The 12,644-nt window shown below is 60.0% G+C and carries 13 protein-coding genes; 6 read left to right on the top strand and 7 right to left on the bottom strand.

What is annotated here, in order from left to right:
- Positions 1-40: 40 nt before the first annotated feature.
- Both BFP92_RS13235 and BFP92_RS13230 read left to right on the top strand, forming a co-directional pair.
- Positions 41-655 (top strand): RNA polymerase sigma factor, encoded by a 615-nt coding sequence (locus BFP92_RS13235; protein WP_065929816.1) that lies wholly within the window; start codon positions 41-43, stop codon positions 653-655.
- Complete coding sequence (locus tag BFP92_RS13230; protein WP_056861494.1) at positions 649-882, top strand: anti-sigma factor family protein; 234 nt, start codon at positions 649-651, stop codon at positions 880-882. Before BFP92_RS13235 ends, BFP92_RS13230 begins: the two co-directional genes overlap by 7 nt.
- 119 nt (positions 883-1,001) lie before the next feature.
- Here BFP92_RS13230 and BFP92_RS13225 read toward each other — a convergent pair whose 3' ends face one another.
- Complete coding sequence (locus BFP92_RS13225; RefSeq protein WP_065929815.1) at positions 1,002-2,324, bottom strand: putative porin; 1,323 nt, start codon at positions 2,322-2,324, stop codon at positions 1,002-1,004.
- Positions 2,325-2,606: 282 nt separating this feature from the next.
- On the opposite strand from BFP92_RS13225, the gene BFP92_RS13220 reads away from it, so the two are divergent.
- Positions 2,607-3,731 (top strand): GNAT family N-acetyltransferase, encoded by a 1,125-nt coding sequence (locus BFP92_RS13220; protein WP_065929934.1) that lies wholly within the window; start codon positions 2,607-2,609, stop codon positions 3,729-3,731.
- Positions 3,732-3,742: 11 nt separating this feature from the next.
- On the opposite strand, the gene aqpZ is transcribed toward BFP92_RS13220, so the two are convergent.
- From aqpZ to BFP92_RS13195, 5 genes are all read right to left on the bottom strand, one after another.
- A complete protein-coding gene (aqpZ, locus tag BFP92_RS13215) occupies positions 3,743-4,444 on the bottom strand; it encodes an aquaporin Z (RefSeq protein ID WP_065929814.1) in 702 nt (233 codons plus the stop codon).
- Between the two features lie 279 nt (positions 4,445-4,723).
- Positions 4,724-6,556: an ABC transporter ATP-binding protein gene (locus BFP92_RS13210; RefSeq protein ID WP_056861493.1), complete on the bottom strand. Its 1,833-nt coding sequence runs from the start codon at positions 6,554-6,556 to the stop codon at positions 4,724-4,726.
- 82 nt (positions 6,557-6,638) lie between these two features.
- Positions 6,639-7,202, bottom strand: coding sequence for a peptidylprolyl isomerase A (locus BFP92_RS13205; protein WP_016979352.1), 564 nt, complete (start codon positions 7,200-7,202; stop codon positions 6,639-6,641).
- Between the two features lie 3 nt (positions 7,203-7,205).
- Positions 7,206-8,009, bottom strand: a complete 804-nt coding sequence (locus tag BFP92_RS13200) for an alpha/beta fold hydrolase (RefSeq protein ID WP_065929813.1) — start codon at positions 8,007-8,009, stop codon at positions 7,206-7,208.
- Between the two features lie 14 nt (positions 8,010-8,023).
- Positions 8,024-8,947: a PA3225 family LysR-type transcriptional regulator gene (locus BFP92_RS13195; protein WP_065929812.1), complete on the bottom strand. Its 924-nt coding sequence runs from the start codon at positions 8,945-8,947 to the stop codon at positions 8,024-8,026.
- A gap of 49 nt (positions 8,948-8,996) precedes the next feature.
- On the opposite strand from BFP92_RS13195, the gene BFP92_RS13190 reads away from it, so the two are divergent.
- The 3 genes from BFP92_RS13190 to BFP92_RS13180 all read left to right on the top strand — a co-directional run bounded on the left by BFP92_RS13190 (position 8,997) and on the right by BFP92_RS13180 (position 11,132).
- Positions 8,997-9,311: a 3-phosphoglycerate kinase gene (locus BFP92_RS13190; RefSeq protein WP_065929811.1), complete on the top strand. Its 315-nt coding sequence runs from the start codon at positions 8,997-8,999 to the stop codon at positions 9,309-9,311.
- 151 nt (positions 9,312-9,462) lie between these two features.
- Positions 9,463-10,062 (top strand): FMN-dependent NADH-azoreductase, encoded by a 600-nt coding sequence (locus BFP92_RS13185; RefSeq protein ID WP_065929810.1) that lies wholly within the window; start codon positions 9,463-9,465, stop codon positions 10,060-10,062.
- Between the two features lie 203 nt (positions 10,063-10,265).
- Entirely contained in the window at positions 10,266-11,132 is an 867-nt protein-coding gene (locus BFP92_RS13180; protein WP_065929809.1) for a carboxylate/amino acid/amine transporter, read from the top strand.
- Positions 11,133-11,180: 48 nt separating this feature from the next.
- Here the strand turns inward: BFP92_RS13180 and BFP92_RS13175 are convergent, their stop codons facing one another.
- Positions 11,181-12,479, bottom strand: coding sequence for a mechanosensitive ion channel family protein (locus BFP92_RS13175; protein ID WP_065929808.1), 1,299 nt, complete (start codon positions 12,477-12,479; stop codon positions 11,181-11,183).
- Between the last annotated feature and the right edge of the window lie 165 nt (positions 12,480-12,644).

The raw sequence follows: 12,644 nt of genomic DNA, 5'->3' as shown, positions 1-12,644 counted from the left end.
TCCCACACCGACCGTATTCCAAGGTAATTTGAGGTAAACAATGGCAGCAGCGGACGACGCGCACCTGCTTGAACGGCTGCTCAAGGGCGAGCAGCGGGCCTACAAGGAACTGGTCACCACCTACCAGAGCGCCATGCGCGCGGTTGCCTATGCCATTGTCGGCCAGCGCCACGCCGATGAGGTGGTGCAAGACGCCTGGCTGTCGGTGGTGCGTAACCTGGCCAAGTTCGAAGGGCGCTCCAGCCTCAAGACCTGGCTGTTGACCATCACCGCCAACTCCGCCAAGGGCCGCTACAAACAGAACCGTCGGGAAGTATTGCTCGATGATTTGCCTTCGCCCCATGGCACCCTTGGTGATGACCGCTTCGTCCCCGACGACGGCCACTGGGCTGTTGCGCCTTACGCCTGGCACCAGGACACCCCGGAAGCCTTGCTGACCGAGGATGAGCTGCGCAAGTGCCTGGAGCATACAATCCTGAGTTTGTCGGAGCTGCAAAGCAGCGTGCTGGTGCTGCGAGAACGCCAAGGCCTGGAGTTGGAGGAGATTTGTAATCTTCTGACCCTCTCGCTCTCCAATGTTCGTGTGCTGTTGCATCGAGCACGGCTTAAAGTCTTCGCCACGGTGGAGCATTTTGAGGAAACGGGTGAATGTTGACCTGTAAGGAACAAGTGGCGCGATCCAGTGACTACCTCGATGGGCAATTGACCTTTCGAGAGCGTTTGCTGGTGCGTCATCACTTGATGTTCTGCCCCAACTGCCGGCGATTTATTCGTCAGATGCGCCTGATGCAGGCGACGTTGAAGATCATGCCGCAGGAGCCGGTAAAGGATGTTGATGCACTGGCTGATCGGCTGGTGGCCGAAAGGCTCAAGGATCAGTAACGGCGGGGAAGAGCCAGGCTCGCGTGGGTGAGTCGAACGGATGATGGGGATCGGCCCACCCACGCAAGGCTGTTGAAACCCCTCGGGCCGTCCTGGCCCAAGGGTTATTGCACACTCAGTTAGAACTTGGCTTCAGCATCCAGCTGCAGGGTGTTGGTGTTGGCATCACGCTGCGTGCGGCTGGCGTAGTCAGCCTTGGTCAGGAAGTACGTGGCGCCGAGGGCGAAGTTCTTGTCGATGTCGTAGCTGACTTTGAGCTTGTGGCCGCGCGAACCGGTGGTGCCGTTGGCGAAGTCCGAATCGGTGAAGGCGCCAACCACTGCATCACGCTGAGTATCGCGGTAGTTGTAGTCCAGGTTGAAACCGAACACCTTGGATTTGGCGCCGATCAACCAGGCGGTGTCCTGGTCGGTCACCGCATCGTTGTTTTTCACGTACTGGCCGTATAACGCCAAAGGCACGGCCAGGCCGCCGATGTCGGCTTGGGCAAAGCCTTCATACAGGCGGAATTCGTTGTTGGCCGAGTTGCCGTTGACCGCCAGCGCGCATGGCGTGGTGGTGGTTGTGCAGCGGCTGTCCTTGTCGTTCTGGTAGGCGTAGACGCTGCCGCCCAGGGTCATTTTCAGGTTGTCGGTGAGCGAGAAGCGCGTGCCCAACTGGCCGGACGTCAGGCGCAGGTCATGGCGAAATTGCACGCCGTCGCCGTCCACGTTGTCCTTGAGGTTGTAGTTACCCAGGCTGCCGAACAGCTCGGCGCTGCCGCCCAATGGGTATTTGTAGGTGACGGCCAGGCCTTCAGGGTTGATGTCGCTATCCCAGATCACGTCGCCCATGTTCACCCACGGTTGCAGCATTTTGCCGCCGATCACGTGCAGGTTCTTGATCTGGTCCGGGTGGTAGTCGATGTAGCCCAGGTCCAGCCAGATCGACTTCTTGTCGAAGTAGTTGTCCTGGTCCTGGTTGGTGGAGCGCGCATCGTCGCTGCTGCCGGTGGCCACGCGGATGCCGGTGTCGACCTGGGAGTTGATCTCGGTGTAGGCGCCCAGGCGGGCACGGATGCGCTGACGGTCTTTGTCGCGGCCGCCGTTGTTGGATTCGCCCTGGATCTTCACGGTTTCCTGACGGAAGCGCACATCACCCTTGAGCTGGGTGCGCGCGGCCCAGGCCAGCTTCTGATCGAAGACGCTGAGGTCGTTGGTTTTTTTCGCGGTGGCCGCGATCTGCTCGTTGGTCTCTTGTTGAGCTTGCTGTGCGATCTGCTTTTCTTTCTGGTCCTTGGCTAATTCCGTTTGCAGTTCGGTGTACTGCGCAGCGGTGATCTGGCCGTTGGCCTTGAGCATGTCGAGCAATTTAGCGTCGACTGCAGCGCTGGCCGGAACGCTCAGGGCCAGCAACAGGCCGCCACACAGGGCCGCCGCAGTTTTAGTGGAAGCAAGACGCATATCAATCTCCGAAAGTGAGGAGGGATGGCAAACCATCCAGGACACAACCGACCGATGACGGACGGAAAATAGCCGCCTGGTAGAACCAGGCGCTCTAAAAACAGGCGTCAGTATCGCGACCGTTTATGACGGAGTAGTGGCTAAGTGATTTCACCTAGATGACAAATTATTTAATCTGGAACTAATTGTTTCGAGGTTTGTCCCGGTCGTTTCGAGGTGTGCCTGGCGCCGCGATAGGCGATACTCGCCAGGCTTTCACGCCAAGAAACAGAGAGGATGCCGATGCCGCTGCAACGCCTGGACAAGCTGTCTGCAATCGCCCCGCACGTCTGGGATGCCCTGGTGCCGCAGGCCCAACCCTTTGTGCGGCATGCCTTTCTCAGTGCGCTGGAAGACAGCGCCAGCCTGGGCCCGCAGTCCGGTTGGCAGCCCGAGCATTTGCTGCATTGGGAAGGCGAACGGCTGGTGGCGGCCCTGCCCAGCTACCGCAAGTGGCACTCCTATGGCGAGTACGTGTTTGATCACGGCTGGGCGGACGCTTGCGCGCGCGCGGGCATCGAGTACTACCCCAAGTTGCTGACGGCGGTGCCGTTCAGTCCGGTGAGCGGCCCGCGCTTGCTGGCCAGGAATGCCGAGGACGGGGTTGAACTGCTGGGTAGCCTGCCCGGTTATCTGGAAATCGAAGGGCTCTCCAGTGCCCATATCAACTTTACCGACCCGTTGGCCGATGCCGCACTGGCTGGGCAGGCGGGTTGGTTGCAGCGCCTGGGCTGCCAGTTTCACTGGCAAAACCGCGGTTATCGCGACTTCCAGGACTTTCTCGATGCCTTGAGTTCACGCAAGCGCAAACAGATGCGCAAAGAACGCGAGCAAGTGGCCGGGCAGGGCATCGATTTTGAATGGTTGCAAGGCCATGAGTTAAGCGAGGCGCAGTGGGATTTTGTCTACGCCTGCTACGCCAACACCTACGCGGTGCGTCGCCAGGCACCCTACCTGACCCGCGCCTTTTTCAGCCTGCTGGCCGAGCGCATGCCCGAGGCGATTCGCGTGGTGCTGGCCAAACAAGGTACACGCCCGGTGGCCATGGCCTTCAGCCTGATCGGTGGCGACAGTTTCTACGGCCGCTACTGGGGCTGCCTGGCCGAGTTCGACCGCCTGCATTTTGAAACCTGCTTTTACCAGGGCATGGACTACGCCATCGCCCACGGCCTGCAACGTTTCGACGCCGGCGCCCAGGGCGAACACAAGTTGATTCGCGGGTTTGAGCCAGTGATCACACGGTCGTGGCACTACCTGCGCCATCCCGGTTTGAAGAATGCCGTCGAAGACTTCCTGGAACGCGAGCGGGTTGGGATTCTGGCGTATGCCGAAGAAGCGAGGGCAGCCCTGCCTTATCGGCAGGGCTGAACCCGTTTGCCTCAGGCCGGCTGCTCCTTGCCCAGCCATCGATAGGTCACTCCACCGATTACAGCGCCGAGGATCGGCGCCAGCCAGAACATCCACAACTGCTGGATCGCCCACCCGCCGACGATCAATGCCGGGCCGGTACTGCGGGCCGGGTTGACCGAAGTGTTGGTTACGGGAATGGAGATCAAGTGGATCAAGGTCAAGGCCAGGCCGATGGCGATAGGTGCAAGACCCGGCGGGGCACGCCGGTCGGTGGCGCCGAGGATGATCAGCACGAACATCGCCGTCATCACCAGCTCACAGACAAACCCCGCAGCCATCGAGTAGCCCCCTGGCGAGTGCTCGCCGTAGCCGTTGGAAGCCAGGCCGCCGGCCAGCTCAAAGCCCGGTTTGCCGCTGGCAATGAAGTACAACAGTGCAGCAGCGACGGTGGCGCCGATTACCTGCGCGACGATGTAAGCCGGTAACTCCCTGGCCGGAAACCGCCCGCCCACGACCAGCCCCACTGACACTGCCGGGTTGAGGTGGCACCCGCTGATATGCCCGATGGCAAATGCCATGGTCAGCACCGTCAGCCCGAAGGCCAGGGCCACACCCAGTAACCCGATCCCGACTGCGGGAAACGCTGCGGCCAACACCGCACTCCCGCAACCGCCCAACACTAGCCAAAACGTACCTAACCCCTCTGTGACTGAACGTTTGAACAAAGACATGCGACACGTCCTTGATAGATCGCTCTACCGTGTCAGTAAATCAGTGATGCTCCCTGCAGATTTACTTCAGCGCCCCTCTGGGCACTGCACTGATTACAGCACGCTTTTGATACAAATCCAGGCCATAAAAAAGCGCCAGGGCCCCGTGAATGAGGGCCTGGCGCCGATTAAAGGTGGGAGCTGGCTTGCCTGCGATTGCGGTGCGCCAGATAACCGATTCGGTACTGACGGTGCGTTATCGCAGGCAAGCCAGCTCCCACACTGTTTCGCAGTGGACTTTTAATCGATGCCGACAAACCCGCCGGTCTGGTGCTGCCACAACCTGGCATACAAACCACCATGGGCCAGCAATTCGGCATGGCTGCCGGTCTCGGCGATCTGGCCTTTCTCCAGCACCACCAGGCGGTCCATGCGTGCAATGGTCGACAAGCGGTGCGCAATCGCGATCACGGTCTTGCCTTGCATCAGTGTTTCCAGGCTTTCCTGGATCGCCGCTTCCACTTCCGAATCCAGCGCCGACGTCGCTTCGTCCATGATCAGAATCGGCGCGTCCTTGAGCAGCACTCGCGCAATGGCAATGCGCTGGCGTTGCCCGCCCGAGAGTTTCACCCCGCGCTCGCCCACGTGTGCATCCAGCCCGGTGCGCCCTTCGGCATCCGACAGCAGCGGGATGAACTCATCGGCGCGGGCTTTGTGGATGGCGGCGTTGAGCTCTTCATCGCTGGCATCCGGCTTGCCGTACAGCAAGTTGTCACGGATCGAGCGGTGCAGCAGCGAGGTGTCCTGGGTGATCATGCCGATCTGTGCCCGCAAGGACTCCTGTGCCACTTCGGCGATGTTCTGGCCGTCGATCAGGATGCGCCCGCCTTGCAGGTCATACAGGCGCAGCAGCAGGTTGACCAGGGTAGATTTACCCGCACCGGAGGGGCCGATCAGGCCGATTTTCTCACCGGCCTTGATCTGAAGGTTCAAGCCGCCAATGATCCCGCTCTTTTTGCCATAGTGGAAATCCACCTGCTCGAAACGGACTTCGCCGTGGGGCACTTGCAGGCGCGGCGCGTTTTCGCGGTCGGTCACCGCCAGTGGCGCCGCGATGGTTTTCAGACCGTCCTGCACCATGCCGATGTTTTCGAAGATGCCATTGACCACCCACATAATCCAGCCGGACATGTTGACGATACGGATCACCAGGCCGGTAGCCAGGGCGATGGCGCCCACGGAAATCAGCGACTGCGTCCACAGCCACAAGGCCAGGCCAGTGGTGGTGACGATCAGCACGCCGTTCAAGGTGCAGATCACCACATCCATGCTGGTGAGCACGCGCGCGGCCAACTGGGTTTTTTCGGTTTGCTCGATGATCGCTTCCTTGGCGTACTCCTGCTCATTTTGGGTATGGGCGAACAGCTTCAAGGTGGTGATGTTGGTGTAGCCGTCGACAATGCGGCCCATCAGTTTGGAGCGCGCCTCGGAGGAGATCACCGAGCGTTCTTTTACGCGGGGCACGAAGTAACGTAGCGCCAGGCTGTACAGAATGATCCAGGTGATCAGCGGGATCATCAGGCGCCAGTCCGCCTCGGCAAACAGCACCAGCGCGCTGATGGCATAGATCGACACGTGCCAGATGGCCTCCGCCGTCGCCACTGCCGAATCGCGCAGGGAGTTGCCGGTTTGCATGATGCGCTGGGCGATACGCCCGGCGAAATCGTTCTGGAAAAAATTCAGGCTCTGCTTGAGTACGTAGCTATGGTTCTGCCAGCGGATCAGGCTGGTCATGCCGGGGTTGATGGTCTGGTGCACCAGCAAGTCATGCAGGCCATTGAAGATTGGACGCAGCAGCAGGGCCACCACGGCCATCCAGATCAGTTCGGCACTGTGAATCTGGAAAAAATTCGCGGGCGGTGTGCCTTGGGCCAAATCGATAATGCGGCTCAGGTAGCTGAACAGCGCCACTTCGATCAACGCACCGATCAGGCCGACCACCAGCAAGGCGGCAAAGCTTGGCCATACCTGGCGCAGGTAGTAGAGGTAGAAAGGCAGGACTTTATCAGGAGGGGCGGCGCTGGGGGCGTCGCGGAAGATGTCGATCAGTTGTTCAAAGCGACGATAGAGCATTCAGTCTGACGCCCGCGTTGCGGGCTCTCCTTTCAAATGCGCACGCGGCGTTGTGGGCCGCGTGCGGAGCTTGCTGCGGACCTCAGTCGATGCGCTTGGCCGACTTGATCACAACAGGATCGATTGGCACGTTTTGCATGCCTTGCTTGGTAGTGGTTTGCGAGTTGACGATAACGTCGACGACGTCCATGCCCTTGACCACTTTGGCGAACACGGCATACCCCGCATCGCGGCCCGGGTCGAGGAAGGCATTGTCGGCCACGTTGATGAAGAATTGGCTGGTGGCCGAATTTGGATCATTGGTGCGTGCCATCGACAAGGTGCCGCGCACGTTATGCAGGCCGTTGCTGGCTTCGTTCTTGATCGGCGCTTCGGTCGGCTTCTGCGACATCTGCGCGGTGAAACCGCCGCCCTGGACCATGAAGCCCGGGATCACGCGGTGGAAAATCGTGTTGGTGTAGAAGCCTTTGTCGACATAGGCCAGGAAGTTCTTGGTGCTGATCGGCGCCTTGACCGGGTCCAGTTCGATTTCGATGTCGCCGTTGGTGGTGGTGATCAGGACGTGAGGGGCCTTGGCAGGCTCAGCAGCCATCAGGTTGGCTGCGAACAATACGGAGCCGGCAAAGAAGGCGATTTTTTTCAGCATAGGTCAGTGATCCTGGGTAGTGGTTTCGACTGTCTTTAGAAAATCGAGCAAGGTAGCGTTAAAGACTTCGGGTTGGTCCAAGGGCGTGGCATGGCGGGAATCCTTGATCACCACCAGCCGCGCATCGGGCAGCAGTTTTACATAGTTTTCTTTCTGCGCCACGGGGGTGTAGTCGTGGTCGGCGCTGATGACCAGCGTAGGACAGGTAATTCCGGAAAGTTGTTCCTGTACGCCCCAGCCGACAATCGCATCGAAGCTGGCGAGATAAGCACGTTTGTCGTTTTTTGCCCAGCGTTCGGCCATTTTGCGCCGCAGGTCGGCTTGCTCGGGCTTGGGGAACAGCCGATCGCCCAGGGCCTTGCCGATGGTGGCCAGGCTGAGCGCGCGCGCCAGGCTCCAGCGCTTGGCCCATTGCCAGTAATCATCGGCGCTGCGCACCTTGACCTCCGGCGCGCTGTTGACGATGCACAGGCTCTTGACCCGCGCGGGCTCGTCCACGGCCAGCTGGAACGCGATCATGCCGCCCATGGACAAGCCCACGACATGGGTGGGCGGCAGGTTCAGGTGTTCGATCAACGCCAGCAGATCGAAGGTAAAGCCCTGGATGCTGTAGCGCTCGCGGGGTTTGTCGGAGCGACCGTGACCGCGTACATCCACCACGATCAGGCGGTAATACCGAGCCAGCACCGGAATCTGCAATTCCCAATCCTGGCTGCTGGAACCCAGGCCGTGGATCAGGAGCAGCGGGGTGCCGTGACCGTATTCCTCGTAATGCAGGCTGCAGCCTTCGTGGTCGAACCAGGCCATGGGTGAACTCCGTTTCAGGCTTGCTGGGGCGCGGCGAAAGGTGCGTCCAGGGGAGCGGTGTCAAAGGTGCGTAACAAATCGATAAGAATCTGCGTGGCCGGCCCCAGGGGTTTGTCTTTGTTCGAGTACAGGTAGAACGTCGGGTTGCGGCTGCCACCCTTTTCCAATGGCAGCTGCTTGAGCAGGCCATCCTTGAGTTCGCGCTCGATCAAGTGCCGGGGCAACCAGGCGAAGCCCAGGCCGCTGCTGACGAAGGTGGCGGCGGTGGGCAAGCTGCCGACGGTCCAGCGCTGTTCGGCGCCCAGCCAGCCGACATCGCGCGGCTGTTGGCGGCCGGAGTCACGGATCACCACTTGCATCTGGCTTTCCAGGTCCTGGAAGCTCAGCTCGCGGTTCAGGCGATGCAGCGAGTGGTCGGGGTGTGCCACAGCGATAAATTCCACGTCACTCATTTCGGTGCCCAGGTAGCCCGGAATGATGAAACTGCTGATGGCCAGGTCAGCCATGCCATCTATCAACAGCTCTTCAACCCCCGACAGCACTTCTTCACGCAGGCGCACGCGGCAGCCACGGCTTTGCGGCATAAAGGCGGTGAGGGCGCGCACCAGCCGCGCATTCGGGTAGGCGGCGTCCACCACCAGGCGTACTTCGGCTTCCCAGCCCTGTTCCATATGGTGGGCGAGGTCTTCCAGCTGGCTGGCGTTTTTGACCAGTTGCCGCGAGCGGCGCAACAGCACTTCACCGGCCTCGGTGAGCACGGCCTTGCGCCCGTCGATGCGCAGCAATGGCACGCCGAGCTGGTCTTGCATGCGGGCCACGGTGTAGCTCACCGAGGACTGCGAACGGTGCAGTGCTTCAGCCGCCTGGGCGAAGCCACCGTGGTCGACCACGGCCTGCAGCGTGCGCCATTGATCGAGGGTAACGCGGGGCGCTTTCAAGATGAGCTCCTCTTGTCCTAAGCTGGCCGTCCTTATTGGAGACTGCCGAATGAGAAAATTCTGTTGTGTGTTGCTGGCGCTGCTGCCGATGAGCGCGTTTGCCTATCCCACCGACGTGACTAAAAAGATCGAGGGCGTGAGCATTGACTACACGGCGTCCGACGTCGACAACGACATCAGTTCGATACAGCTGAATAATTACGGCACCAATGACGCGGTGTGCTCGGTAACCTTCACCAACGGCCCGGAATCACCGCGTCGCCGCACGGTCACGGTGCCGGCAGGTAAAAGCACCAACACCACGGTCAAATTCACCCGCTCGATTATCAAGATGCGTATCGCCCTGGCGTGCGCTCCAAAATAACGCGGCAGCGGAGCATGCCCACAGCAGTACTCCGCTTATAAACAAATTTATAGATGGGTTATAGCAGTTTTTTACGCTTTTTTATCGAATTAGCTCTGTTTAATCTTCACTCCATCGCCTTACAGCATTTACAGATGGAGCCTACCCAGCCATGTCCAATGTTCTGATCATCGAAAGCAGCGCTCGCCAGCAGGATTCGATCTCCCGCCAGCTGACTCAACAGTTCATCAGCCAATGGCAGGCCGCCCACCCGGCGGATCAGATCACTGTGCGTGATGTGGCCCTCAACCCGGTTCCGCACCTGGACGCCAACCTGCTCGGCGGCTGGATGAAACCCGCCGACCAGCGCAGCGGCGTCGAACAGGCGTCCCTGGACCGCTCCAACGAACTGACCGACGAATTGCTCGCCGCCGATGTGCTGGTGATGGCTGCGCCGATGTACAACTTTGCCATTCCCAGCACGCTTAAAGCCTGGCTGGACCACGTGCTGCGCGCCGGTGTGACCTTCAAGTACACCGCCACCGGCCCGCAGGGTCTGCTGACCGGCAAGCGCGCCATTGTGTTGACCGCCCGCGGTGGCATCCACACCGGCGCCACCTCCGATCACCAGGAACCGTACCTGCGCCAGGTCATGGCGTTTATCGGGATTCATGACGTCACGTTCATTCATGCCGAAGGCGTGAACCTGAGCGGTGACTTCCAGGAGAAGGGCATCAACCACGCCAAAGCGCTGCTGGCACAGGTCGCATAACGCTTTAATCGTCACATAATCGCGCGGTGTTTATATCGCTCCACGCAAACCCTTCAAGTACGCGTATCGAACCTCCCTTTGCACTTGTTGCTCCTGAGTGCTCCTGCCCGACTGCCGCTATAGCGAGGTCGGGTTTTTTTTGCCTTGAGTTTCAGTAAACGCCGAAAACCTTTAATGTCCCGCCCATTCGAAACGAGGCGCGCATGGGCTATTTACTGGTTGTCACCCTGATTCAGGCATTTTCCTTCAGCTTGATCGGCGAATACCTCGCCGGTCACGTCGACAGCTACTTCGCCGTGCTGGTGCGTGTGGTATTGGCCGGGCTGATTTTCATCCCGCTGACCCGTTGGCGTTCGGTGGCACCGCCCTTCATGCGCGGCATGTTGCTGATCGGCGCGCTGCAGTTCGGCGTGACGTATGTGTGCCTGTATTTGAGCTTTCGCGTACTCACGGTGCCGGAAGTATTGCTGTTCACCATCCTCACACCGTTGCACGTGACCCTGATTGAAGACGCGCTTAACCGCCGTTTCAACCCGTGGGCATTGGTTGCTGCGCTGGTGGCCGTGGGCGGCGCGGCCGTGATTCGCTTCGACCAGATCACGCCGAACTTCCTGATGGGCTTCTTGCTGCTGCAACTGGCCAACTTCACCTACGCCGCCGGGCAGGTGATGTACAAGCATTTGGTGGCGCGTTATCCGAGTGATTTGCCGCACTACCGGCGCTTTGGCTACTTCTACGTGGGCGCCTTGATCGTGGTGCTGCCGGCGTTCCTGCTGTTCGGCAAAACCAACTTCCTGCCCGAAGCGCCGCTGCAGTGGGGTGTGCTGGTGTTTCTCGGGCTGGTCAGCACGGCGCTGGGCATGTACTGGTGGAACAAAGGCGCCTGCCTGGTCAACGGCGGCACATTGGCAGTGATGAACAACCTGCATGTGCCGGTGGGGTTGCTGCTGAACCTGCTGATCTGGAATCAGCACGAGCCGCTGGGGCGCTTGGCGTTGGGTGGGTTGGTGATTCTGGGGGCGGTGTGGGTCAGTCGCTTGGGTGTGCGTACGGACGCGATCCACCGCTGAGGCTAGTGTGGCAGCGGGCAAGCCCGCTGCCACAGGGAATTGATGGCGTTAGGCAGATTCGTTTTCCAGGGCTGGCAATTGGCTGGCCCCCAATGCCGCCGGCAACACCCCGGCGCGTAGATCATTGCCACTCGGTTGCTGATACAGGCTCAAGCCAAACTCCGGCAACACCGCCAGCAAGTAATCAAAGATATCGCCCTGGATGCGCTCGTAATCGGCCCACGCCGTGGTGCGCGTGAAGCAGTAGATTTCCAGTGGTACGCCTTGGGCGGTGGTTTGCATCTGGCGCACCATGCAGGTCATGTTCGGCTGGATGTCCGGGTGGCTTTTCAAGTAGGCCAGGGCGTAGGCGCGGAAGGTGCCGAGGTTGGTCATGCGGCGGCGGTTGGCCGACAGTTGCGCGCTATGGCCCTGGGCTTCGTTCCAGGCCTTGAGTTCGGCCTGCTTGCGGCTGATGTAGTCGGTGAGCAGGTGCACCTGGGTCATGCGCACTTCTTCGTCGTCGCGTAAAAAGCGCACGCCGCTGGCGTCGATATACAGGCTGCGCTTGATACGGCGCCCGCCGGACGCCTGCATGCCGCGCCAGTTCTTGAACGACTCCGACATCAGGCGCCAGGTCGGGATCGAGACGATGGTTTTGTCGAAGTTCTGCACCTTGACCGTGTGCAGGGTGATATCCACCACGTCACCGTCGGCGCCGACCTGGGGCATCTCGATCCAGTCGCCGACCCGCAGCATGTCGTTGCTGGTCAGCTGCACGCTGGCCACAAACGACAGCAGCGTGTCCTTGTACACCAACAAAATCACGGCCGACATGGCACCCAGGCCCGAGAGCAACAACAGCGGCGAACGGTCGATCAAGGTGGCGACGATGATGATCGCGGCAAACACGAACAGCACCATCTTCGCCAACTGCACATAGCCCTTGATCGAGCGGGTGCGGGCATGTTCGGTGCGCGCGTAGATATCCAGCAAGGCGTTGAGCAGGGCGCTCACGGCCAGCGTCATGAACAGGATGGTGAACGCCAGCGCCACATTGCCGATAAACAGAGTGGCGGTCTTGCTCAGGTCGGGTACCAGATACAGGCCGAACTGGATCACCAGGGAGGGCGTCATCTGCGCCAGGCGGTGAAAGACTTTGTTATGCCGCAGGTCATTGAGCCAGTGCAGCGCCGGTTGCCGGCCGAGCAGTTTGATGGCGTGGAGGATGAGGTAGCGCGCTACCCGTCCGACCAATAAGGCGACCACCAGCAATATCAGCAAACCCAGGCTGGAATGCAGCAGTGGGTGTTCATCGAGGGCGCCCCAAAGGTCTTGGACGTTGAGCCAGAGCTGTTTGATATCCATGGGTAAAACCGATTCTTCTGTAAGACAACACGGGCCGATTAGAGCATTTATGTGCAACAAAGTTGGTTTTGTGGACAAATCTGCTGACAAAAAAGCAGCTGATTAGCGCCATTCGCGTAAAGAAACTCGGTTTGAGCGCCCGAAACCGTTACCCTATGCAGCTGA

This window comes from Pseudomonas sp. 58 R 3 (assembly GCF_900006605.1).
Lineage (GTDB): Bacteria > Pseudomonadota > Gammaproteobacteria > Pseudomonadales > Pseudomonadaceae > Aquipseudomonas > Aquipseudomonas salomonii.
The sequence above is the reverse complement of the archived record's forward strand: the minus strand, read 5'-3'. Positions and strand labels throughout refer to the sequence as shown.

What these genes read in the sequence shown, in the direction of transcription:
- BFP92_RS13235 (WP_065929816.1), top strand. Translation starts at nt 41, where the DNA reads ATGGCAGCAGCGGACGACGCGCACCTGCTTGAACGGCTGCTCAAGGGC.
- BFP92_RS13230 (WP_056861494.1), top strand. Translation starts at nt 649, where the DNA reads ATGTTGACCTGTAAGGAACAAGTGGCGCGATCCAGTGACTACCTCGAT.
- BFP92_RS13225 (WP_065929815.1), bottom strand. Translation starts at nt 2,324, where the DNA reads ATGCGTCTTGCTTCCACTAAAACTGCGGCGGCCCTGTGTGGCGGCCTG.
- BFP92_RS13220 (WP_065929934.1), top strand. Translation starts at nt 2,607, where the DNA reads ATGCCGCTGCAACGCCTGGACAAGCTGTCTGCAATCGCCCCGCACGTC.
- aqpZ (WP_065929814.1), bottom strand. Translation starts at nt 4,444, where the DNA reads ATGTCTTTGTTCAAACGTTCAGTCACAGAGGGGTTAGGTACGTTTTGG.
- BFP92_RS13210 (WP_056861493.1), bottom strand. Translation starts at nt 6,556, where the DNA reads ATGCTCTATCGTCGCTTTGAACAACTGATCGACATCTTCCGCGACGCC.
- BFP92_RS13205 (WP_016979352.1), bottom strand. Translation starts at nt 7,202, where the DNA reads ATGCTGAAAAAAATCGCCTTCTTTGCCGGCTCCGTATTGTTCGCAGCC.
- BFP92_RS13200 (WP_065929813.1), bottom strand. Translation starts at nt 8,009, where the DNA reads ATGGCCTGGTTCGACCACGAAGGCTGCAGCCTGCATTACGAGGAATAC.
- BFP92_RS13190 (WP_065929811.1), top strand. Translation starts at nt 8,997, where the DNA reads ATGAGAAAATTCTGTTGTGTGTTGCTGGCGCTGCTGCCGATGAGCGCG.
- BFP92_RS13185 (WP_065929810.1), top strand. Translation starts at nt 9,463, where the DNA reads ATGTCCAATGTTCTGATCATCGAAAGCAGCGCTCGCCAGCAGGATTCG.
- BFP92_RS13180 (WP_065929809.1), top strand. Translation starts at nt 10,266, where the DNA reads ATGGGCTATTTACTGGTTGTCACCCTGATTCAGGCATTTTCCTTCAGC.
- BFP92_RS13175 (WP_065929808.1), bottom strand. Translation starts at nt 12,479, where the DNA reads ATGGATATCAAACAGCTCTGGCTCAACGTCCAAGACCTTTGGGGCGCC.